The sequence below is a fragment of the Porphyromonas sp. COT-239 OH1446 genome (assembly GCF_000768875.1).
Taxonomy (GTDB): domain Bacteria; phylum Bacteroidota; class Bacteroidia; order Bacteroidales; family Porphyromonadaceae; genus Porphyromonas.
Genome location: NZ_JRAO01000033.1, coordinates 13,981 through 34,735 on the forward strand (window position 1 = coordinate 13,981; position 20,755 = coordinate 34,735).

Consider the following 20,755-nt stretch of genomic DNA (forward strand, 5'->3'; position numbering starts at 1 on the left):
AATAGCCACATGGATTTCAGACAAGTATCCTTAGCCTTCATCCTCCTCGCCTCGGTGCTTACAGCCTCGGCCCAGGAACGCAAACCCAGGGGCAACGCCCTCATCGTCCCCCTAGAGGAGGAGACAAAGATCATCCGATCTGGTCGAGGAACATCCTATAGATATTGGGTTCACGAGCAGGATGTCTACCTCAAGGACACGAAGGGGGAGCTCATGCCCTTCGTCGGCTACTGGCAGGGGGAGGCAGAGGGTAAGCTCTACGAGTTCTTCATCTCCCGAGACAGCTGCGCCTACATCACGAGCTTCGACGAGGAGGGGTACGACCCTGATCGGGAGAAAAAGTATCACTACTTCTCAGACAAGCTACGCCTAGCCTTTAGGGCTTACGACAAGGGCAGCGACAAGCACAATGAGTTCATGCACCCTGGCTATACAGAGTGGAAGGCAGGACATTACCATGGGACATATAGCGACCAAGTGAACATCTACAGCTTCGGGTACAAGAGCACCGACCTAGACAACCCAACGGTCAAGTGCGGAGATCTCTATTTCAGACACTTCGGGAATGGAGAGGGGAGGATCAATATCGACCTCTACCGACCTATCTATGCTCCACACCTAGGCTTCAATGGCAAGAAGTACACAGGCCCACATATCTTCCCTAGAGACGAGAAGCAGTCCCAACTCAGGCAGCTGAGTGCCTCGCCCCAAGACTTCTCTAGGATCAGGGCCACGAAAGAGCTAGCGTACTCCTCCTCCGAGGAGTGGGCAGAGAAGCTCCTCACCCTCATGCGCTTCTACGCCTGGGGCTCTCGCCTCCTCGGGCAGCAAGAGGCTCAGGGGCTGGAGGACATCATCCTCTCTCGTGGGAGCCTGGAGTACCTAGACACAGAGCGTGGAGGCTATCAGACGCAGCCAGGGGGCTGGGTAGCCCTCTTCCGCCCCCAAAGCCCTGGCAGCACGAGCAGCCAAACCCTGGAGATACGCCTGAGCCATGTAGGCGAGCTGCCCAATGGCCTCGCCCAGGAGGCGGGGCTACTGAGGGCCCTGGTACACGCCACGCTGATCCGCAAGCTCGAGGCCCTGGGGCAGCGAGATAACGCCGTAGCGAGACACCTCCGAGAGACAAACTACTGTGGGGACGACTTCGCCAGCCTCTTCGACTACTACGCCTCGGTGCTGGGCGTGAGCCCCCTAGAGCTTGCCCGAGAGTATGAGCGGGATGCAGAGTCCGTCCTCAGCCGCCTCCTGCCCCAGGAGCTTCCGACGAAGCCCTTCGTTTGGGCAGAGCTACGGGGGAGCGCAGCCTGGAGGGCTCTGCCCGAGAGGGAGCGGGGGCAGCTCGAGCAGATGATCCGCTCCATCCTGGGTTCACACTAAGGACTAAAAGCAGAAACCCTCTATGGCACGATGTCATAGAGGGTTTCTTGTTTACTCCGCCATTAGGCTCGGACTGGGATGGAGCGAGATCAGCACATCGCTGAGGCGAGAAAGGCCATCATCACCCCAACCCAACTTCTTTTGCGTCGTTTGTATAGCCAAGGGAGATGCGTCAATTCCTATCCAATGGCGTCCCAGTTTGCTTGCACAGCTAAGTGTTGTACCGCTACCACAGTAGAAGTCTAAGACGATACTCTCGGGATGGGAAGAGGTGCTGATGATGCGCTCCAACAGCTCATCATTCTTCTCCGTAGGGTAGACTGGGTACTGAGGGTCTTTGAAGGTCCATACATCTTGGACTCGCTTGCCAGGCCTTTCGTCAGCGTAGATTATTTTGCGGGGGCTACCCCTCTCTGACCACTCAATTAGCCCCTCACGATCCCACTGTTCGAGGGTTGGTACATCGGTGCGCCAATGTCGCCCCTTGGGCGGGAGCATGCCCTTGAACAAAGCAGGGTTATCCGTTTCCCCTGGTGCGTGGATGGGGACAGTCGTGTACCTCCGCCCAGCAGCATCCTTCTTGGGGTATAGTCTCTGTAGCTCCTCTTGTGTATAGGGCTCATGGGGCTCGTTCCATATCGGTTTCTTCGTCTTGGAATAGAAGAGTATCATATCCTTGATATTGCCGTAGCCGATACGAGAGAAGTTTTTGGGGTTGCACTTGATACGTGTAATGTCTCCTCGAAAATTATCTATACCGAAGACCTCGTCCATCATCACCCTCAGATAGTGCCCGATTTTATAGTCTGTATGCAGATAGATCGAGCCTCGCTCGGAGAGGAGCTCTCTAGCGAGGACCAGCCGCCTGCGGATGCTCTCTACGAAGTCTGCCCCGATGAGCTTGTCTGTATAGGCTATTGTTCCGCTCTTGGCCTGGCTAATCGTGGATGCCCTCCCAGCACTGACAGTGAAGTTGCCCCCCGTGGCAAAGGGAGGATCTATGTAGATGAGATCGACCCTCCCCCCGTAGCCCTGCTGCAATAGGTACTGCAAACCCTCTATATTGTCCCCATGTATCAGTAGGTTTTGCATGACTATAGGGAGTACAAGAAGTTGCGTAAAACGAGGGCACTCATAATATGAGCATCCCTGTAGGTTGTAGTGATGCTGTGGAACAGCTTCATCTTGAGCATGGCACGCACCAGGGCTTCATTATCTTGCAGCTCGAAGCTTTGCTCTACCTCCCGCCACAGAGCTTGGTCGACCTCCCTAATACCATCAGGGATAGTCGGATAGACCCTAAATAGGTCATCAAGGTATGATCGTTGATTGGCGTACTCTATACTTTGCTGTAACCACTGGTTCATATCATGACTGTATCATCGTTGGAGCACAAAGGTACAGAAAGAGGGACGAAGTCCGAAACCCTCTTTTGTCTCCGCTTGCCCCTTCGAGTGCTCTCCTCTTACCCCTACCGAGGGGGCTATGTAGAGGCTACGTCGAGGTCTAAGTAGGATCGCCACAGAGATCCAAGTAGGATCGAAGGTGAGGTCTAAGTAGGATCGAAGGTGAGATCCAAGTAGGAGCTTCACAGAGACTCAAATAGGTGCTCCTAGACGAGAGTATCGAGAGCGAGTTAGGCAATTTATGGTTACATTTGTGGAGGTATCGAGCCTCGCTCACCGAGAGCAGGCTCTAGTCTTCAACCCACAAACAAACTATAGCTATGGCAAGTAAAAGATCCCTCAAGAAACAATTCATATCCCTAGCCAACTTCTTCTTCGAGCAGGGGCTGCTGCTGCGCACCTTTGCCTCCCAGGAGCAGGTTGCCCAGGTAGACGAGATCCTGGATGAGATCATCGTTTGGACGGACGATACCATTCGCCGCATCGGTAATCCCGACGCCAAGGACAATCCCAAGCTCGTACACGCCTACTATCAGGCCCTACGCCAGGCGATCAGCGAGCGTGCGGCCCAGATCGACGAACGTCTGACCCAGTTCCTGGAGCAGCTCTAAAACCTAGGAGCAAGTGTTGCGACCATTAGCATCGTGGCTACTCAAACGGCTCGGTTGGAGTATCCTGCCCCAGCCCGAGGTGTCGCCCCGAGTGAGCGTTATCTGCGTTGCCCCTCATACGAGCAACCTCGACTTCTTCATCGGCAAGCTCTACTACATGACCATCGGCAAACCGTCGGGCTTCTTGATGAAGCAGGAGTGGTTCGTTCCTCCGCTCGGATGGATTCTTCGGGCCATGGGCGGCATCCCAGTACGTCGAGGACAGCGAGGCCAAACGGTAGAGCGGGTTCGGGAGCTCCTCTCGAGCGGCCGGGAGCTGCACATCGCCATCACCCCCGAGGGCACACGCTCTAGACGCGAGCATTGGCACCACGGCTTCTACTACATAGCCCTCGAAGCAGGCGTGCCGATCGAGCTGGCTAAGATCGACTACGGAGCGAAGCAGGTGGGTATCTTCGAGGTCTTCACCCCAACGGGCAATCTCGAGGCTGACCTCGCCTACATCCGCAACCAGTACCATGCCAGTGAGGCCAAGCACCCCGAACTATTCTATGAGTACAAGGCCTAGAGACCTGCGCATCGCCCTCGTGCAGAGCGACCTCATCGCCTCGCAACCCCAGGCCAACCTCGACCGCTTCGTCTCGATCATCGAGCAGCAGCATACCGAGGCAGACCTCTTCGTCCTGCCCGAGAGCATGACTACAGGCTTCGCTCTAGGAGCGACCGAGGCGGCCGAGCCCATGCAGGGCGAGAGCCTCATACGCTTGCAGAGCCTGGCCGATCGGCTAGGTGTGGGGATTGCGGGTACACTCTTCGTCCGAGAGGCAGAGGGGGTGTACAACCGCTTCTTCCTCATTGACGGCGGGCAGCCCCTACAGACTCAGGACAAGAGACACCTCTTCTCCATGGCTGGCGAGGCCAGGAGCGTACGGGCAGCAGAGAGCCGCAAACTACTGAATTTCAGAGGTTGGCGCATCCTGCCCATCGTGTGCTATGACTTGCGCTTCCCCGTGTGGTGTCGCTGCGTGGACAACGAGTACGACCTCATCCTGGCCGTAGCTAATTGGCCCGAGGCCCGAGCCGAGGTGTGGCGCACCCTAATGCGAGCCCGAGCTATGGAAAACTTAGCTTGGCTCGTCGGCTGCAACCGTGTCGGCACCGATGCCGACGGCCTTATACATAGTGGCGACTCGGCCATCATCAACCCTCGAGGTGCAGTCGTCGCCTCGTGCCGACCACATACCGAGGAGGTCGTCATCGCTCAGATCGACTACGAGTCTATGGAGCGACTGCGGGAGAAGTTCCCCGTCTGGCGAGATGCCGACCGCTTCGACCTACACCTATAAACTGACTTAGAGACCAATTCACTCATATTTATGGAACGCTTAGAGAAACTCATTGCACAGAAACTCATAGAGGTCAAGGCCGTTAAGCTACAGCCCAATGCCCCCTTCACCTGGGCCTCGGGCTGGAAGTCGCCCATCTACTGCGACAACCGACAGACCCTCTCCTACCCACAGCTCCGCTCGATCATCAAGCTCGAGCTTGCCCGCATCATCTGCGAGCACTTCCCCGAGGTCGAGATCATCGCAGGGGTCGCCACTGGGGCTATCGCCCAGGGAGCACTCGTGGCCGACCTACTAGGCCTACCCTTCGCCTACATCCGCTCTACCCCCAAGGATCATGGCATGGAGAACCTCATCGAGGGCAATATGCCCGAGGGCAGCCGAGTGGTCATCGTTGAGGATCTGATCTCCACAGGCGGTAGCAGCCTCAAGGCCGTCGAGGCCGTACGCAAGACCGGCAGCCAAGTCCTCGGGATGGTCGCTATCTACACCCACGGCTTCCCAGATGCCGAGCGCAACTTCGAGGCAGCCCGAGTGAAGCTCATCACCCTGAGCCACTACAATGCCGTCATCGAAGAGGCCCTGCGCACAGGCTACATCAGCCCCGAAGACGAGGCGATGCTGCGTGAGTGGCGCAAAGCACCAGCAGAGTGGACTGGCGTCAAATAATCCCTACACCCCTATGGCAGACTATACCAGCAACATCAAGACGATCCTAGCCCCTCGCCCTCGGGTCTATGCCCGTCTCTCCGACCTCTCAGGCCTCTCCAAGGTCAAGGAGCTCATCCCAGCCGACAAGCTCGGCAAGATAGACATCGAGGCCATCGACAGCGATACCTGTGCCTTCGTCATCCCCATGGCTGGACGGCTGGAGCTCAAGATCGTCGAGCGAGAGCCCGACAAGACCATCAAGCTCGAGGCACAGAGTGCTCCGATCCCGCTGACCATCTGGATACAGCTCATCGAGCCCGAGGCAGGCGACACCCGCCTGAGGCTGACCCTACGCACCGAGCTCAACTTCATGATGAAGAAGATGGTCGGGGGCAAGCTACAGGAGGGCCTCGAGCGGCTCGCCGACATCATGGCCGCCCTCCCCTACTAGCCTCCCCCCTACGCATGACCTCTATCCTAAGGGATCTCCAGGTATCGAGGCGACGCAGAGCCCTCCTCTGCATCGCCTCGATACTGCTTGTCGGGGGATGTGCAGAAGCGGATCTTCCACACTTCCCCCCAATGCCCGTGCACTACGAACTGCACCTCGCTGACCCAAGGTTTCGACCCCTCTCGACCCCTGGGGGGGTCGTCCTCATTACCCAGGCCGAGACCTCGATCGATGCCCTGGGACTCGGGGGCTTGATCGTCGTGCGTTCGCCCCTCGAGGCCGATCGCTTCTTCGCCTACGATCTCGCTTGCCCGCTTGAGCGCAGTCGAGAGCATCGTCTGCACCTTGATGAGCTTGAGGCTGTCTGCGAGACGTGCCACAGCCACTTCGACCTACTCTCAGGCCATGGAGCACCCCTCAGTGGCCCAGCGGAGAGCCCCCTCGGACGCTATCGAGCCCTCTACGACAGAGATCGAGGTGTCGTGAGCATTCGCCCTTAGGAGATCTCATTCCGAGGGTAGGGGTACAAAACAGAGCGGCTACAGGGTTAACCCCCTGCAGCCGCTCTGCTCTTATCAGGCCCTCCTAAGAAAGCCGCTCGAGGCCTCAGATCGAGGCCTCTACGCTCCAGACAAAGGCCCGAAGGCCTTGCTCGGGCGTTGCCTCGTCCAGCTTACGCAGGCTCTCGAGGAGGGCGGGGACACGATCAGCAGGGGCGAAGACCATCATCGCCTGATTCATCGTAGGCCAAGCATGGCTACCTAGATGAGGTTCACCCCCCTCAGAGCCTTGTCCCTGGACTCCCTCCCAGGAGGTATAGCCCCTAAGAGCCTGTCTGTGCAGCAGCCTAAGGATCAGTGGGTGATAGGCTTGATTGTAAGCGATGAAGATCCCTTTGAGGTCTTGCCCTCGCTGGGGCATTGCTATTGGTGTCATATGCTAGATGAATTGAGAGTTCATGATCGAGCAGCCTGCTTACTGCGCAGTTTGCTATCCAGTCGCTTGCGCTCGAGCACCAGCACACGGGCCTCGAGAGCTGTGTAGATCGTGGGGACAAGCACTAGGGTAACCAGTGTCGAGAAGCTCAAGCCCCAGGCAACTGTTACTCCCATAGATTGCCACATCTCACTCCCTTCACCGATACCGATAGCCATAGGGAGCATCCCCAGCACAGTGGTGAGCGTGGTCATCAACACAGGGCGTAGGCGAGAGCGCCCAGAGACCACTACCGAGCGAGCAATACTCATTCCTCGCTCTCGACACAGGCGGATGTAGTCGATAAGCACAATACCATTCTTCACCACAATCCCGATGAGCATGATCAGCCCGATCATCGCCATCGCCCCCATAGGGATTTGGGTAACTACTAGACCAAGAAAGACCCCTGTGAAGGCAAAGGGCACGGCAAACATGATCACAAACGGATTAAGGAGGCTCTCGAACTGAGCTGCCATCACAATGAAGACCAAGATAATGATCAGACCCATCAGCAGGTACAGCTCTCCGAAGGTCTCACTCTGTGTCTCGACGACCCCTCCGATTTTGTAGCTCACACCACCGGGTATCTGAGTCCCCTTGAGGATGCGCTGTATGTATGTATTCAGATCACTGATTGCATAGCCTGGAGAGATAGTAGCCTGTAGGGTTACGACACGAGAGCGGTCTTTGCGCTCGATCGTCGGCGGAGTGAAGGCCTCCTCGAGGCGACCGAGGTCTCTTAGTCGAACAGCCTCCCCTCGAGGCGTATAGATGATGAGCGAGGTGATGTCCGAGAGCGAGGTGCGATGCTCTGGAGCTAGGCTTACTCGGATGTCGTATTCATCGCCATCCTCTCTGAGGGTCGAGGCGATGCTACCATTGACCGCACCGCGCAGCACGGCTGAGGCTACCGAGAGGTTGAGCCCATGGTCAGCCAAACGCTGACGGTCGAAGACGAAGTGCAACTCAGGGATATAGTCCTTGCGGCTGATGCGCACCTCAGCGCAGGCTTCGCTCTTGAGGATCTCTTGCTTGAGATTTTTAGCCAATCGGTCTGTAACCTCGAAGTCGAAGCCGAAGAGGTCTACATCAATCGTATTGCTCGACGAGCCCGAACCCTCAGCGGACTTGACCTCCGCTCGAGAGATCTGTGGATACTCCTGTAGCAGCTGACGCATGCGGTCAGCAACCTCATCCTGCGAAAGCGATCGCTCCTCGCGCGGATGCAGACTAACATAATAGGAGATGATGTTCGTCCCATTGTCCTGAGAGGCAGCGAAAGCATCAGAGCCATCAGCCTGCCCTGTGGTCATCGAGACAAGTGAGATGGCAGGGATCTCTTCACGCCAGTGTCGCTGGATCTCATGCCCGAGCTCGGTCGAGATCTCGGTACGCGTCCCAATCGGAAGTTCTATAGTCGCTTGGACGAAGCCAATATCTCTTCGAGGCATGAAGTCCATCTTGATCAGAGGCATGAGAGAGAGGCTCAGAAGAAAAAGTCCTAGAGCCCCAAAGATGGTGAACTTACGATGATGTACACACCAACGCAGCGTAGAGGCATAGACGCCGTCGAGCCTGTCGAGCAAGCGGTGAAAGCGGGCCAGAAGCCCCTTAGGAGCTAGAGAAGCGTTGAGCCTACGCTTCATCAGCTGGGCACTCATCATAGGAGTAAGGGAGAGGGCCGCCACGGTAGAGACGATCATCACGATGCTGATGATCCAGCCGAGCTGACGAAACATCATCCCGCTCTGCCCCTGGATCATCGTCAGAGGGAGGAATACAGCCAGCATCGTGAGAGTAGAGGCTACGACGGAGATGCCCACCTCGTTGGTCGCATGGACGGCCGCTTGCTTGGGGTAGCTTCCCCGCTCAATGTGCGAGGTAATATTCTCCAGCACTACGATGGCATCATCGACCACCATACCGATGGCGATCGATAGGGAGCTCAATGAAATGACATTGAGCGTATTGCCCGAGGCCAAGAGGTAAGCGAAGGAAGCCACCAGTGAGACTGGGATCGTGATGATGACGATCATGGTGGCTCGCCAACGCACTAGGAAGACATAGACCACGAGCATGACGATGATGAAGGTAACCAAGATCGTATTGACAAGGCTATTGATCGAATTGGTGATGAAGCTAGAGGTGTCCATCAAATATTCGATCTTCACATCACTGGGCAGCTCGGCCTGGATCTTAGGCAGCTCTGCTCGGACCAGATCCGCAATACTTACGGCATTGGAGCCCGACTGCTTGTTGATGGAGACGATCGCCCCTGGCTGGCCGTTGACATAAGACTTCTGCTCTCGCTCTGAGGGTCCATCGACGATGCGGGCAACGTCTCTGAGATAGATACTACGCCCTCCCATGCTCGAGAGGACGATGCTGCCGAGCTCTGTAGCCTCGGCGAACTCCCCCTGCACTCGGATCGAATTGGTCTTGCTAGCCAGGTCGATTTGCCCTGCGGGGATATTGTTGTTCTCAGCAGCGATGATCTGTGAGATCTGCCCCAGGCTCAGGCGATAAGCCTCGAGCTTGTCAGGGTCGCAGTAGATCTGTATAGTACGCTTTCGTGTGCCCGAGACCGTAACCGAACCGATGCCATCGATACGAGCGAGGCGATTGACGAGCTTGTCCTCGAGGAGCTTGGAGAGTGCCCCCGTGCTCTCCTGGGAGGCAACGGAGAGGATCGTAACAGGGATATCGCTGGTGCTGAACTTGAAGATCATCGGGTTCGTAGCCCCATCGGGCAAGCGATTACGGACGGCATCGAGCTTGTCCCGGACGTTGTTCGTCGCCTCGGTGATGTCAGAGCCTACGTTGAACTCGAGCGAGATCACCGAGCTATTCTCACTACTCTTGGAGACGATGTGCTTGAGGTCATCGACACTATTGAGGCTATTCTCCAGGAGCTTGGTAACGTTGCTCTCTATATCCTGGGCACTCGCCCCCGGGTATGCCGTAACGACCATGATCTGAGTAGGATCGGTCTCTGGCAGGAGAGCCACAGAGAGACGGGTTAAGGAGAAGACCCCCAGGATCACTACGGCCAAGAAGATCAAGGCAGTGGTGATAGGCTTGCGGACGGCAGTTGCATAGATACTCATAGGGGTAGGATGCTAACGTTGGTGCTTGACTGAGACCTCTGTTCCAGGGGTAAGGGTCGAGGGGGAGGAGCAGATCACCTGCTCGCCCTCCTTGAGTCCCGAGAGAACCTCATAGTGATCACCGTAGAGCCTACCGAGCTCGACGACACGATAGAGAGCCTTACCCTGCGAGAGGACAAAGACATTACGCTCACCTGTACCTGCCTGACGCACGATGGCACGCTCGGGGATGAGCAGACGCTCTCGTACCCCTAGCCTGAGGGTAATGCGGGCATACATCCCAGGGCGCAGGCTCAGGTCGGCATTGGGGATCTCGACCTCTACCCCAATGGTGTGGGTCGTAGGGTCTACGGTCGGATAGATGTTGGAGACACGCCCCTCGAAGCGTCTGCCCTCGAGGGCATCGACCTCGATGGAGGCAGCAAGGCCTAGGCGCAAGTACGAGAAATAGGTCTCTGAGACATGTACGACGGCCTTGACGGGGCTCAGCTCCTCGACGACAACGATGGGCTGTGCAGGAGGGGTCATATCGCCCACATCGTAGTTCTTCTTGGTTACGACACCGGAGATAGGGCTACGCAGGAGGGTATTCTCCTGGATGTTGTTGAAGACCTCCTGGGCAAGATCTACAGCACTGCGAGCGGCCTCCCAAGAGGACTTGGAGATCCCCCCGACACGATAGAGCTCGTCTATGCGTGCTAGGCTCGTACGACTATCCTCGAGGCGCACTCGGGCTTGATTGAGGGCCGAGGCCTCTAGTTGAGCAACGATCTGGCCTCGCTGCACTCGAGAGCCGATCTCGACGGAGAGCTTGCTGAGGCGACCACCTGTCTGCGAGCTGATGTGATTAGTCGTTCGGGCAATAAGAGCAGTAGTATAGGTCTCTTGCTCTTCGACAGAGCGTAGCTCGGCAGGTGTGCACTCGACGGAGCGAACTGTGAGGCTATCGGAGGTGGAGGCAGACTTGCTCGCCGAGCGGGAGCAAGCACCTAGAGCCAAGAGGCCACAGAGGCCGAGGCAAGACCAAAGGGAGGGGATATTGCGATGGATCATAGGGTGAATAAGGATAAAGGGTGAATGAAGGGGCGAACTAGTGCGACCAGACCTCGCTCTCGATGGCCTCTCGGCCCTCAAGCTGCTCGAGAGTGATCAGTGCAGTCATGAAGCTATAGATGGCTTGGCTACAGCCTAGACGAGCCTGGCGCAGGGCCATCTCGGCATCGTTGAGCTCGACCAGGGTGCTCTCGCCCACACGATAGCGAGCTTGAGCGATCTCGAGACCTCGGATGGCACTCTCGAGGGCTGCTCGACTGGCAGAATACTGGGCGAAGGCACTATTACGCTCGACCTTGGCGGCCTTGAGGGCCAGGTCGAGCTCGAGCTCGGCCTGTCTGCGGCTGAGATTGAGCTGCTCGAGCTGGGTTCGGCTGCTGCGCAGGTCATAGATGCGCGAGCCCCCACTGTAGAGGGGGATGCTGAGCGTCAGCCCTAGGGTCGAGAAGGGGGACCAGCGGCGGGAGTTGTCCAGCTTGAAGAGGTTGCTGGCGAAGGAGTATTGATAGATGAAGCTGGCCGAGAGCGTAGGCATGAAGGCCATACGCTTGAGCTTGATAGCCTGGCGCAGCTGAGCGAGCTCGCCATCCAATTCGCCCAGGGTCGTATTCTGATCGAGGCGGATGTCCTCGGTCTGCTGTAGACGCTCGGGGCTGAGCAGAGAGGCGTAGCTGTCGAGGTCCTCGGTGAGGATGATGGGGGTGTCTAGGGGTAGGGCCATGAGCGTCTTGAGCTTCATCTCTGCCAAGTCGATCGACCGCTGTGCTCGGAAGAGCTCAGAGCGCACGTTCCACTCCTGTGTACCCATGCGGATCTTGTCGTACTCGGCCACTAAGCCTCGCTCATACTGCTGAGAGATCTGTTCGTAAGCCTGCTGTATGGCCCGATGGCTCGCCTGGAGGGTCTCATGCACCTTGACAGCGAGCAGAGCTGCCAAGTAAGCCTTGCGGATCTCGGAGCGTTGGGCTACCCTCGAGCCTCGAGCCCGCTCTCGTGCCAGATCGACGGCACGGGCACTGAGACCGAGGCTGGCCCAGAGCTGAGGGGCGACGAGGGGTACAGCTGCCTGCACTCCTGCCTGTATGCTATGGGTCTGCCCCATCTCGATGCCGTCCTCGGGGAAGAACTTGGACATGGGTGAGGAAGAGGAGGAGCCGTCCTCTAGGTCGAAATACACTCGCTGCTTCTTGAGCATATTGCTGTATGCTCCGCTGAGATTGACCTGGGGGAGGAGGCCACCCCTGCTCTTGCGGTAGTCCTGATCGGCACGGCGGATCTCGAGCTGGGCGACCTGTAGCTTAGTGCCACGCTCGAGACCGATCTCGAGGGCCCCGCGCATCGACAGACGCAGCGTATCGGTACTGCTCTGCGCCTGCATTGGGATAGGCAGACCCAGCAGAAGCAGTAGCGAGACTGCCCCACGGCCAAGGGATTGGGTGATATTCATAAGGATATTAAGCTGTGAGCTCTCTAAGATCTTTCGCAGACTGTGGCAATGCCTTCAGAGAGGATTAGTCGCTAGAGAAGCGGATGAATTATGATGATAACCTCACAAAGGTAACGATATTTGAGCGTTTACATCATATATACATTCCACATAAACGAGAGAGGTCTCATGCTCCGAAAAACACGAGACCTCCCTGGGGAAATAAAACAAATATAGAAACACAAACGGAGGCTGAGCAAACACAAAGTCTGACAGCCTCCTGTGGTAGCCCATAGGGGAATCGAACCCCTCTTTCAAGAATGAAAATCTTGCGTCCTAACCGATAGACGAATGGGCCAACCTAAAAGCACCCTAAGGATGCGATGCTGCTATTAGGCTAGCTTGAGGACCTGCTTGGCGAGCTTACTCTTCAGGTTAGCAGCCTTATTCTTGTGGATGATGTTCTTGCTAGCAAGACGATCAAGCATAGAGGCGAGCTTAGGAAGAGCCTCTGTGGCCTGAGCCTTGTCGGTCAGAGCACGAAACTTGCGCACAGCGTTACGAGCGGTCTTGGCATAGTAACGGTTGTGCAAGCGACGAGCTTCGATCTGACGAATTCTCTTGATAGATGACTTATGATTTGCCATTTCTTCTTTTCTTTCCTTTTTATTCTTAATCTGTAGCCCATAGGGGAGTCGAACCCCTCTTTCAAGAATGAAAATCTTGCGTCCTAACCGATAGACGAATGGGCCTGCCATTGGGCAAGCGAGGCAAAGCGGCCTCAATTGCGAATGCAAAGGTAAGGCAAATATTTCGTTCCCACAAATAGTCCCTCAAAATTTATTGCTCTGCGCTAAATTAAAGGGCTGCCCCCATACCAGGAAGCCAGCCCTAAATTATCTTGCTGTCGCCAAACGCAACATCACAGCGATGAACAAGAACACGCTGTACCCCATTGTCCGCTCAAGACGATTTCGTCTTGCTATCTTACCTCTCTATGCGCCCTCCTCAGGAGTTGAATCTAATCTTAGAGAAGACCTAACCATATATCGCCATGCCATATTGGCAACTACTATGCCTACAAAAGCAGCATGTAGCTGCCAGCGTTCAAAAACCTCGAATGACACGATGCCCAATAGGCATACCACGACAAATATCGCATATCCCAGGACAAGGCGGATAAACGCAGTTCTTATGTAATTCATTTGATTGTTACTTAAATTAATTAGTCGAGGCGAAGATACAAAAAATTTCCACCCGACAACATCAACGCAATATGAAGATGTAGAGGGCTGATTAGAATGCACTCAGCAAGGGTGCGACCCATTGACTAGGACTATAAGCCCTGCCCCATCCTCTTGACAAGTTTACCGAGCACCAATGCTCAAATCCACCTTCCCCCTCGCCCCACTCGAGCACACGCCTCACGTTATGCACAGGAGTTATACACATCTATACACCGTAGAGGGATGTTATCCACCACCCCAAAAGAGACACCCTATACCTATCATATATAGGAGAGACGAATGAAGCGCAGAGGGGATCGAGGTTGTGCTCTCGGAAGCCTCGCACCTGAAGCCTCGGTAGGACTGCGACAGAGCCTCAAATAGGACTTCACTCGAGCTCCTATCTGAGCCTCACCTGCGATCCTACTTGGATCTCAAGAGCGATCTAAGTAGGAGCTCCGAAGACAATCAAGAGAGGGTGCACGAGAGGCCCAAGGAGGACAATTACCCCACTGATACAAAGGTCTTTGCATCCGATCCGACAAGAGTAGTGGAAGTTTATACCTATATTTGTGATACAATTGGCCCGAGATCGAGGGCCGAACGGAACAAAAGATCAATGAACAAACCAATCATAGCAGTCGTAGCAGGCGGCTACTCAGGCGAGTATGTCGTATCGCTGCGCAGTGCACAGGGGCTCATGTCGTGGATCGATCGTGAGCTCTTCGAGGTCTATACGGTCATCCTCGAGCGTGAGCGATGGTACGCCCTCGTCGAGGGCGAGAGCCTGCCCATTGACCGAGCAACCTTCGGCTTCAGCCACGAGGGGCGCAGTATCCGCTTCGACTATGCCTACATCACCATCCACGGGACTCCGGGCGAGAATGGCCTCCTACAGGGCTACCTCGACCTCATCGGCATCCCGTACAATACGGGCGGCGTGCTGTGCGAGGCCTTGACCTTCAACAAATTTGTCTGCAACCGCTACCTCGACTCCCTGCCTGGGGTGCGTATTGCCCGAGCCAGGCGGCTGCACCGAGGCATGAGCATCGAGCCCTGCGAGCTCACCAAGGAGCTCGGCCTCCCCCTCTTCGTCAAGCCCAATGTCGGAGGCTCTAGCGTAGCCACCTCACGGGTCAATGCCCTCGAGGAGCTGTGGCCAGCCATCGAGCGGGCCCTCGAGGAGAGCGACGATGTACTCCTGGAGAGCTTCATCGACGGCACAGAGGTTACCTGTGGCTGTTACATGCTCGAGGGCGAGGCCATCGCTCTGCCTGTAACCGAGGTGGTAACGGACAACGCTTTCTTCGACTACGATGCCAAGTACAACGGGCAGGTCGAGGAGATTACCCCCGCCCGCATCTCCAGCGAGCTCACCGAGCACATCCAGCAGCTGACCCGTCAGATCTACCGCTACACCGATGCTCGAGGCATCATCCGTGTGGACTACATCATCGAGGCGGATGGCCTGCCTACCCTACTCGAAGTCAATACCACACCTGGGATGACCCCAACGAGCTTCATCCCCCAGCAGGTCAGCGCAGCAGGGCTCGAGATCGGGCAGCTGCTCACCCAAATTATTCGCCAGGGCTTAGCCCCTACCTCATCAACCCATTAAGCCCGACTACGAGCTATGAATTACGAGAAATATCACGACATACGCCCCCTGATCGCCAGCGAAGTGCCTGGGGCTATCGCACAGCTACTGACTGTGCCTGCCCTCCGACACGCCTACGAGCAGCTACAGGTCGAGATGCCCTGGGAGGGAGTAGCCCAGATGCTCGAGGGCTGCGACAGTGTAGACGAGTTCAAGCGACGCCTCGGCTATTACCTCGTCAAGCAGGTCATGAAGCATCGCTGCTCCAGCGTGCATTTGGACACGCAGGGCCTCCCCCCCGAGCGGCAGTACACCTTCATCTCCAACCACCGAGACATCATCCTCGACTCGGCCTTCCTCAACGTCCTGCTGCATGATGCAGGCTTCGGCCTGCCTCAGATCGCCATCGGCGACAACCTCATGCTCCAGCCCTGGGTCGAGACGCTGGTCAAGCTCAATGGCAGCTTCATCGTGCGCCGAGGCCTCGAGGGCCGTGAGGTGCTCCTGGCCGCCAAGCAGCTCTCCGAGTACATGCACGACGCAGCAGCCGAGGGCATCAACCTCTGGATCGCACAGCGAGAGGGACGAGCCAAGGACTCCACCGACCGCACACAGCCAGCCCTGCTCAAGATGCTCGGCATCGGGGGACGCAGCCGCAACCTCGTCGAGGCCCTCAGACCACTGTCCATTGTGCCCGTAACCTGCAGCTACGAGTACGACCCCTGCGACTACCTTAAGGCCTGGGAGATGCAGATGAAAAGAGACGTCCCCCACTACCGCAAGAGCGGAGCAGAGGATGCGCTCAACATGGCCACCGGAGTACTCGGCTACAAGGGCCGCGTTACCATGCGCCTGGGGCGTCCACTCTCCCAACTCATCGAGGAGAGCTCCTGGCAGGAGACACCCGACAAGGAGCTGCCCGACTTCATCGCCAGCCTCATGGACGAGGAGATCCACCGAGGCTACGAGCTCTACCCCTGCAACTACATCGCCTGGGATCTCTTCCTGGGCCGAGAGGAGCATGCACAGCACTATAGCTCGGAGGACAAGCAGCAATTCGAGGAGTACCTCTCACAGCGCATCGGCAAGATCCGCCTGCCCGAGGGGCTAACCCCCGACGTGGGCTTCCTGCGCCGCTGCCTACTCGAGATGTACGCCAACCCTGCGATCAACTTCGCCCAGGCAACCAAGCGAGGCTAAACCCATCGATTTATTGAGATATATTGACAAAGAAAAAGCATTCCCACACCCCATCATGTCCATTATAAGCAAACTAACCCAAGCCGTCTCTGAGGGCGTTCAGGCACTCTACGGTGTCCAGGCCTCCGAGGCACAGATCCAGCTACAGAAAACGAAGAGAGAGTTCGAGGGGCATCTCACCCTCGTCGTCTTCCCCCTGACCAAGCTCTCCCGCAAGGCCCCCGAGGCCACAGCCACAGAGCTCGGCGAGTACCTCCTCAGCCACTGCCCTATCGTCCGTGAGACACAGGTGATCAAGGGCTTCCTCAACCTTACGATCTGCACCTCGGCATGGGTAGAGCTCTTCAACGAGATCCGCAGCCAGGCGAGCTACGGACACCGAGAGGCCTCCGCCTCTAGCCCCCTGGTCATGGTCGAGTACTCCTCACCCAATACCAACAAGCCCCTACACCTGGGGCACGTGCGCAATAACCTGCTCGGCTACAGCCTCTCCGAGATCCTCAAGGCCTGCGGCCTGCGGGTGGTCAAGACCAATATCGTCAATGACCGTGGCATCCATATCTGCAAGTCCATGCTGGCATGGATCAAGTGGGGCGAGGGCGCAACCCCCGAGACAACGGGCAAGAAGGGCGACCACCTGATCGGCGACTTCTACGTCCTCTTCGACAAGCATTACAAGGCTGAGCTCCAAGAGCTCATCGCCTCGGGCAAGAGCCCCGAGGAGGCCGAGGCAGCCTCCACCCTCATGACAGAGGCTCGAGAGCTCCTGCGCAAGTGGGAGGAGGGAGACCCCGAGACCGTCGCCCTGTGGAGACGAATGAACGAGTGGGTCTATGCTGGCTTCGACGAGACCTACCGCCGCATGGGGGTAGACTTCGACAAGATCTACTACGAGAGTGAGACCTACCTCGTCGGCAAAGAAGAGGTACTGCGTGGCCTCAACGAAGGGATCTTCGTCCGTGATGCCGACGGATCGGTATGGGCGGATCTGACTGGCGAGGGACTCGATCGCAAGATCCTACTACGCTCCGACGGCACGTCCGTATATATGACCCAAGACATCGGCACAGCCAAGCTCCGCTTCGTAGACTACCCTATCAACCGCATGGTCTACGTCGTGGGCAATGAGCAGAACTACCACTTCCAGGTACTCTCTATCCTACTCGACAAGCTCGGCTTCGAGTTCGGTAAGGGTCTCGTACACTTCAGCTACGGCATGGTAGAGCTGCCCGAGGGCAAGATGAAGAGCCGTGAGGGGACGGTCGTCGATGCCGACGACCTCATGCAGGAGATGATCGACACAGCGGCAAGCATTGCCGCCGAGCAAGGCAAGGCCAAGGATATGCCCGCCGAGCAGGCGCAGGAGGTAGCCCGTCGGGTGGGCCTCGGTTCGCTCAAGTACTTCATCCTCAAGGTTGATCCTCGCAAAAACATGACCTTCAATCCCAAGGAGTCCATAGACTTCAATGGCAATACAGGAGCTTTCATTCAATACACCTATGCTCGCATCCGCAGCCTCGAACGCAAGGCCAGCGAGGCTGGCATTACGTTGCCCCAGGCCTTCGACCCAGCTGCACTTCCCTTATCGACCAAGGAGACAGAGCTCATCGCTGCGATCGCCGACTATGCCGAGGTCGTAGCTGAGGCAGGGCGCAGCTACAGCCCGGCGGTCATTGCCAACTACGTCTATGACCTGGTCAAGGAGTACAATCAGTTCTACCACGACTTCTCCGTACTCAAGGAGGAGGATGAGGCTCTACGTGCCTTCCGAGTAGCCCTCTCGAGCATCGTCGCACGCACCATAGCCCAGGGGATGGGGCTGCTCGGCATTGAGATGCCCGAGCGCATGTAGCCCGAGGGCAAGACCCAGCAACCCAAACAGAGGCGGGGGCAACGAAACAGCTGTTTCGTTGCCCCCGACCTTTCTTGTGCGCTCCTAGGCGATTGCCTAGTCAGCAATGGCAATCACCTCGATCTCGACCAAACCATTCTTAGGTAGCGTCCGTACCGCTACTGCAGATCGAGCTGGGAAAGCTCCGTCGAACTGACGGCTATAGACCTCGTTCATCGCTGCAAAGTCTCCCATATCTGCCAAGAAGCACGTAGTCTTGATCACGTGCGAGAGGTTCAGACCTGCGGCCTCAAGGATCGCCCGGATGTTGCGGAAGGCTTGCTCTGTCTGAGCCGTTACACCCTCTGCGAACTCTCCCGTCTCGGGGATAATACCTAGCTGCCCAGAAGCATAGAGCGTACCATTGACTAGGATCGCCTGGCTGTAGGGGCCGATAGCTGCGGGAGCTTTGTCGGTAGAGATTACTCGTTTCATGAATTAAATATTTGATATAGTTAGGGAATAATCACAGTACCACAGCAATTGGGCCGCTAGCCATTGGCCAGCAGCCCAATCACCAGCGTGGAGCTAGTCTCTCTTCTTGAGCTCTTCGAGGATGCCACGCAGGAGCTTGATGTCTGCTGGATCTTCGGCAGGAGCAGCAGGGGCGGCGGGGGCAGCCTCCTCTTTGCGACGAAGGCTGTTCATTCCCTTGATTACGAGAAAGATCACAAAGGCAATGATAAGGAAGTCAACAGTTACCTGAAGGAAGTTCCCATAATTGATGGCGATCTCCTGGACAGCAGGGACGACATTACCTGCCGCATCCGTGCTTTCGGCAACAGCAGAGCGTAAGATAATCCGCTGAGAGGCAAAAGTATTACCTAGGAGGAGGCCAATGGGGGGCATGATCACGTCATTGACGAGGGAGGTAACGATCTTGCCAAAAGCACCACCAATGATGATACCCACAGCCATATCCATTACATTGCCCTTGACAGCAAACTCCTTAAACTCTTGTATAAACTTTTTCATCTGAGAATACGATTTAGACTATTTGCATAAATTACGATAGCACAACAAAGGTAATCAAATAATCTTAACGCACACAACCTCAATATCCGCCAAAAGGAAAGGTTATACATCTATCAATCTAGGAGATACGAAGGATGCAACTAGTCCTCTAACTGAGCCTAGGCCGAAGAGGAGAGGTTTGGATAGTACAAAAATAAGTCTTACCTTTGCAGAGCAATTGAGCGAGATCTCAGTGCACAAGATCCTGCGGTTGTGGTGTAATTGGTAGCCACGTCAGACTTAGGATCTGATGCCGAGAGGCGTGGGGGTTCGAGTCCCTTCAACCGCACAAGACAGAGGTCGTGCTATGGGTGCCGTAGGGCAGTCGTGGCACGATCTCTTTTTGTATCCGCAGCTGAGTGGCCGAGAGGAAATAAATCATTGGAATGTAAGTCGTACATTTGCAGTATCACCTTCCACGCTAATTCAATACATCATGGCAAAGATCCTTGTCGCCTTCGACACTGTAGACGAAGGCTTCGAACGCCTAAGCCAGGCACATGAACTGATCCGCCCTCCACGAGGGCGAGACTTCTCCGCTAAGGAACTAGAGCAGCTCATCGAGGACTGCGATGTGCTGTGCAGCGTCTTTGATATCCCCATCACAGCTGAGCTGATGCGTCGTGGTCGTCGCCTCAGACTCGTAGCCAACTATGCGGTAGGCTACAACAATATAGACATTGTCCATGCACAGAAGCACGGGATAACCGTTACCAATACCCCTCGGGCTGTAGTAGAACCGACGGCCGAGCTTGCCTTTGCCCTCATGATGGCTGCCACTCGGCGTGTGGCCGAGCTCGACAGGCTCATCCGCACCGAAGGGCCGACCCTCGGGCTGGGGCGTCTAGGCCGCCTAGGGACGGATCTCTATGGCAAGACCATTGGGATCGTGGGCTATGGCAATATCGGGGGTTCTGTAGCCCAGAGGGCCAAGGCCTTCGGGATGCAGGTACTCTACTACAAACGTCATCGCCTCGACAGGGAGCGAGAGGTGGAGCTGGGGCTCGAGTATGCCCCCCTTGACGAGCTCTTGAGGAGCAGTGATGTTGTCTCGCTACACACGCCCTACAGCCCCGAGTCGCATCATCAGATCGATGCTAGGGCCTTGAGCCTAATGAAGCCCTCGGCCATCCTGGTCAATACCGCCCGAGGGGCTATCGTGGACGAAGCTGCCCTCGTCGAAGCCCTCCAAAAGAAGCGTATCGCTGCGGCCGCTCTAGATGTATTCGAGCACAAAGATATCCCCTCGCTCGGCCTGCTCGAGCTGGATAATGTGGTCATGACCCCACATGTAGGGACGCAGACCTACGAGGCCCGTGCCCGAATGGTGCATGAGATGGTGGACAACGTCCTAGGCTTCCTCGAGGGCAAAGAGGGTATCAGCCGTGTCGTATAGCCCCTCGGGGGCAATGGCATCC

General features: G+C 56.5%; 20 protein-coding genes and 3 tRNA genes. 12 read left to right on the forward strand and 11 right to left on the reverse strand.

The features are described from left to right. Positions 1-9 precede the first annotated feature (9 nt). Positions 10-1,380: a hypothetical protein gene (locus HQ37_RS07110; protein WP_036881839.1), complete on the forward strand. Its 1,371-nt coding sequence runs from the start codon at positions 10-12 to the stop codon at positions 1,378-1,380. 51 nt (positions 1,381-1,431) lie between these two features. Here HQ37_RS07110 and HQ37_RS07115 read toward each other — a convergent pair whose 3' ends face one another. Continuing rightward, positions 1,432-2,472, reverse strand: coding sequence for a site-specific DNA-methyltransferase (locus HQ37_RS07115; RefSeq protein ID WP_052080844.1), 1,041 nt, complete (start codon positions 2,470-2,472; stop codon positions 1,432-1,434). 2 nt (positions 2,473-2,474) lie between these two features. After that, on the reverse strand, positions 2,475-2,747 hold the full coding sequence (locus HQ37_RS07120; protein WP_052080845.1) for a hypothetical protein: 273 nt from the start codon (positions 2,745-2,747) through the stop codon (positions 2,475-2,477). 359 nt (positions 2,748-3,106) lie between these two features. Here HQ37_RS07120 and HQ37_RS07130 point away from each other — a divergent pair, with 359 nt between their 5' ends. From HQ37_RS07130 to HQ37_RS07155, 6 genes are read left to right on the forward strand one after another with little or no spacing between them, the layout of a single operon-like run. Next, a complete protein-coding gene (locus HQ37_RS07130; protein ID WP_036881843.1) occupies positions 3,107-3,397 on the forward strand; it encodes a hypothetical protein in 291 nt (96 codons plus the stop codon). Between the two features lie 16 nt (positions 3,398-3,413). After that, on the forward strand, positions 3,414-3,965 hold the full coding sequence (locus HQ37_RS07135) for a 1-acyl-sn-glycerol-3-phosphate acyltransferase (protein ID WP_036881844.1): 552 nt from the start codon (positions 3,414-3,416) through the stop codon (positions 3,963-3,965). Further along, positions 3,949-4,743 carry an amidohydrolase gene (locus tag HQ37_RS07140; RefSeq protein ID WP_036881845.1) on the forward strand — a complete coding sequence of 265 codons (795 nt, stop codon included), beginning with the start codon at positions 3,949-3,951 and terminating at the stop codon, positions 4,741-4,743. The genes HQ37_RS07135 and HQ37_RS07140 overlap by 17 nt, the downstream gene beginning before the upstream one ends. A gap of 30 nt (positions 4,744-4,773) precedes the next feature. Next, on the forward strand, positions 4,774-5,412 hold the full coding sequence (pyrE, locus tag HQ37_RS07145) for an orotate phosphoribosyltransferase (protein ID WP_036881847.1): 639 nt from the start codon (positions 4,774-4,776) through the stop codon (positions 5,410-5,412). Positions 5,413-5,425: 13 nt separating this feature from the next. After that, positions 5,426-5,845, forward strand: coding sequence for an SRPBCC family protein (locus HQ37_RS07150; protein WP_036881849.1), 420 nt, complete (start codon positions 5,426-5,428; stop codon positions 5,843-5,845). Between the two features lie 14 nt (positions 5,846-5,859). Next, complete coding sequence (locus tag HQ37_RS07155) at positions 5,860-6,345, forward strand: hypothetical protein (RefSeq protein ID WP_152566816.1); 486 nt, start codon at positions 5,860-5,862, stop codon at positions 6,343-6,345. Between the two features lie 106 nt (positions 6,346-6,451). Here the strand turns inward: HQ37_RS07155 and HQ37_RS07160 are convergent, their stop codons facing one another. The 7 genes from HQ37_RS07160 to HQ37_RS07190 form a co-directional block, all read right to left on the reverse strand. Then, complete coding sequence (locus HQ37_RS07160; protein ID WP_235264650.1) at positions 6,452-6,781, reverse strand: PG0541 family transporter-associated protein; 330 nt, start codon at positions 6,779-6,781, stop codon at positions 6,452-6,454. A 20-nt stretch (positions 6,782-6,801) separates the two neighbouring features. After that, positions 6,802-9,930: an efflux RND transporter permease subunit gene (locus HQ37_RS07165; protein ID WP_036881858.1), complete on the reverse strand. Its 3,129-nt coding sequence runs from the start codon at positions 9,928-9,930 to the stop codon at positions 6,802-6,804. A gap of 12 nt (positions 9,931-9,942) precedes the next feature. Beyond that, a complete protein-coding gene (locus HQ37_RS07170; RefSeq protein ID WP_052080846.1) occupies positions 9,943-10,983 on the reverse strand; it encodes an efflux RND transporter periplasmic adaptor subunit in 1,041 nt (346 codons plus the stop codon). Between the two features lie 37 nt (positions 10,984-11,020). Further along, on the reverse strand, positions 11,021-12,430 hold the full coding sequence (locus HQ37_RS07175) for a TolC family protein (RefSeq protein ID WP_052080847.1): 1,410 nt from the start codon (positions 12,428-12,430) through the stop codon (positions 11,021-11,023). Positions 12,431-12,692: 262 nt separating this feature from the next. Next, positions 12,693-12,767, reverse strand: a tRNA-Glu gene (locus tag HQ37_RS07180). A 34-nt stretch (positions 12,768-12,801) separates the two neighbouring features. Next, the gene (gene rpsT, locus HQ37_RS07185) at positions 12,802-13,056 is read right to left on the reverse strand and encodes a 30S ribosomal protein S20 (RefSeq protein ID WP_036881861.1); all 255 of its coding nucleotides are present in this window, start codon (positions 13,054-13,056) and stop codon (positions 12,802-12,804) included. A 33-nt stretch (positions 13,057-13,089) separates the two neighbouring features. Then, positions 13,090-13,161 (reverse strand) — tRNA-Glu (locus HQ37_RS07190). A 1,093-nt stretch (positions 13,162-14,254) separates the two neighbouring features. Here HQ37_RS07190 and HQ37_RS07195 point away from each other — a divergent pair. From HQ37_RS07195 to argS, 3 genes are read left to right on the forward strand one after another with little or no spacing between them, the layout of a single operon-like run. After that, a complete protein-coding gene (locus HQ37_RS07195; protein WP_036881862.1) occupies positions 14,255-15,253 on the forward strand; it encodes a D-alanine--D-alanine ligase in 999 nt (332 codons plus the stop codon). Between the two features lie 15 nt (positions 15,254-15,268). Beyond that, the gene (locus HQ37_RS07200) at positions 15,269-16,432 is read left to right on the forward strand and encodes a 1-acyl-sn-glycerol-3-phosphate acyltransferase (protein ID WP_036881864.1); all 1,164 of its coding nucleotides are present in this window, start codon (positions 15,269-15,271) and stop codon (positions 16,430-16,432) included. Positions 16,433-16,487: 55 nt separating this feature from the next. Next, positions 16,488-18,284, forward strand: coding sequence for an arginine--tRNA ligase (gene argS / locus HQ37_RS07205; RefSeq protein WP_036881866.1), 1,797 nt, complete (start codon positions 16,488-16,490; stop codon positions 18,282-18,284). Positions 18,285-18,380: 96 nt separating this feature from the next. On the opposite strand, the gene HQ37_RS07210 is transcribed toward argS, so the two are convergent. Together HQ37_RS07210 and mscL are read right to left on the reverse strand one after the other, a co-directional pair. Further along, positions 18,381-18,758: a RidA family protein gene (locus HQ37_RS07210; RefSeq protein ID WP_036881869.1), complete on the reverse strand. Its 378-nt coding sequence runs from the start codon at positions 18,756-18,758 to the stop codon at positions 18,381-18,383. Between the two features lie 93 nt (positions 18,759-18,851). After that, positions 18,852-19,298 carry a large-conductance mechanosensitive channel protein MscL gene (mscL, locus tag HQ37_RS07215; protein WP_036881871.1) on the reverse strand — a complete coding sequence of 149 codons (447 nt, stop codon included), beginning with the start codon at positions 19,296-19,298 and terminating at the stop codon, positions 18,852-18,854. 246 nt (positions 19,299-19,544) lie between these two features. On the opposite strand from mscL, the gene HQ37_RS07220 reads away from it, so the two are divergent. Together HQ37_RS07220 and HQ37_RS07225 are read left to right on the forward strand one after the other, a co-directional pair. Then, positions 19,545-19,626: transfer RNA gene (locus HQ37_RS07220), tRNA-Leu, on the forward strand. Between the two features lie 147 nt (positions 19,627-19,773). Continuing rightward, positions 19,774-20,733 (forward strand): NAD(P)-dependent oxidoreductase, encoded by a 960-nt coding sequence (locus HQ37_RS07225; protein ID WP_036881874.1) that lies wholly within the window; start codon positions 19,774-19,776, stop codon positions 20,731-20,733. Positions 20,734-20,755: the final 22 nt, after the last annotated feature.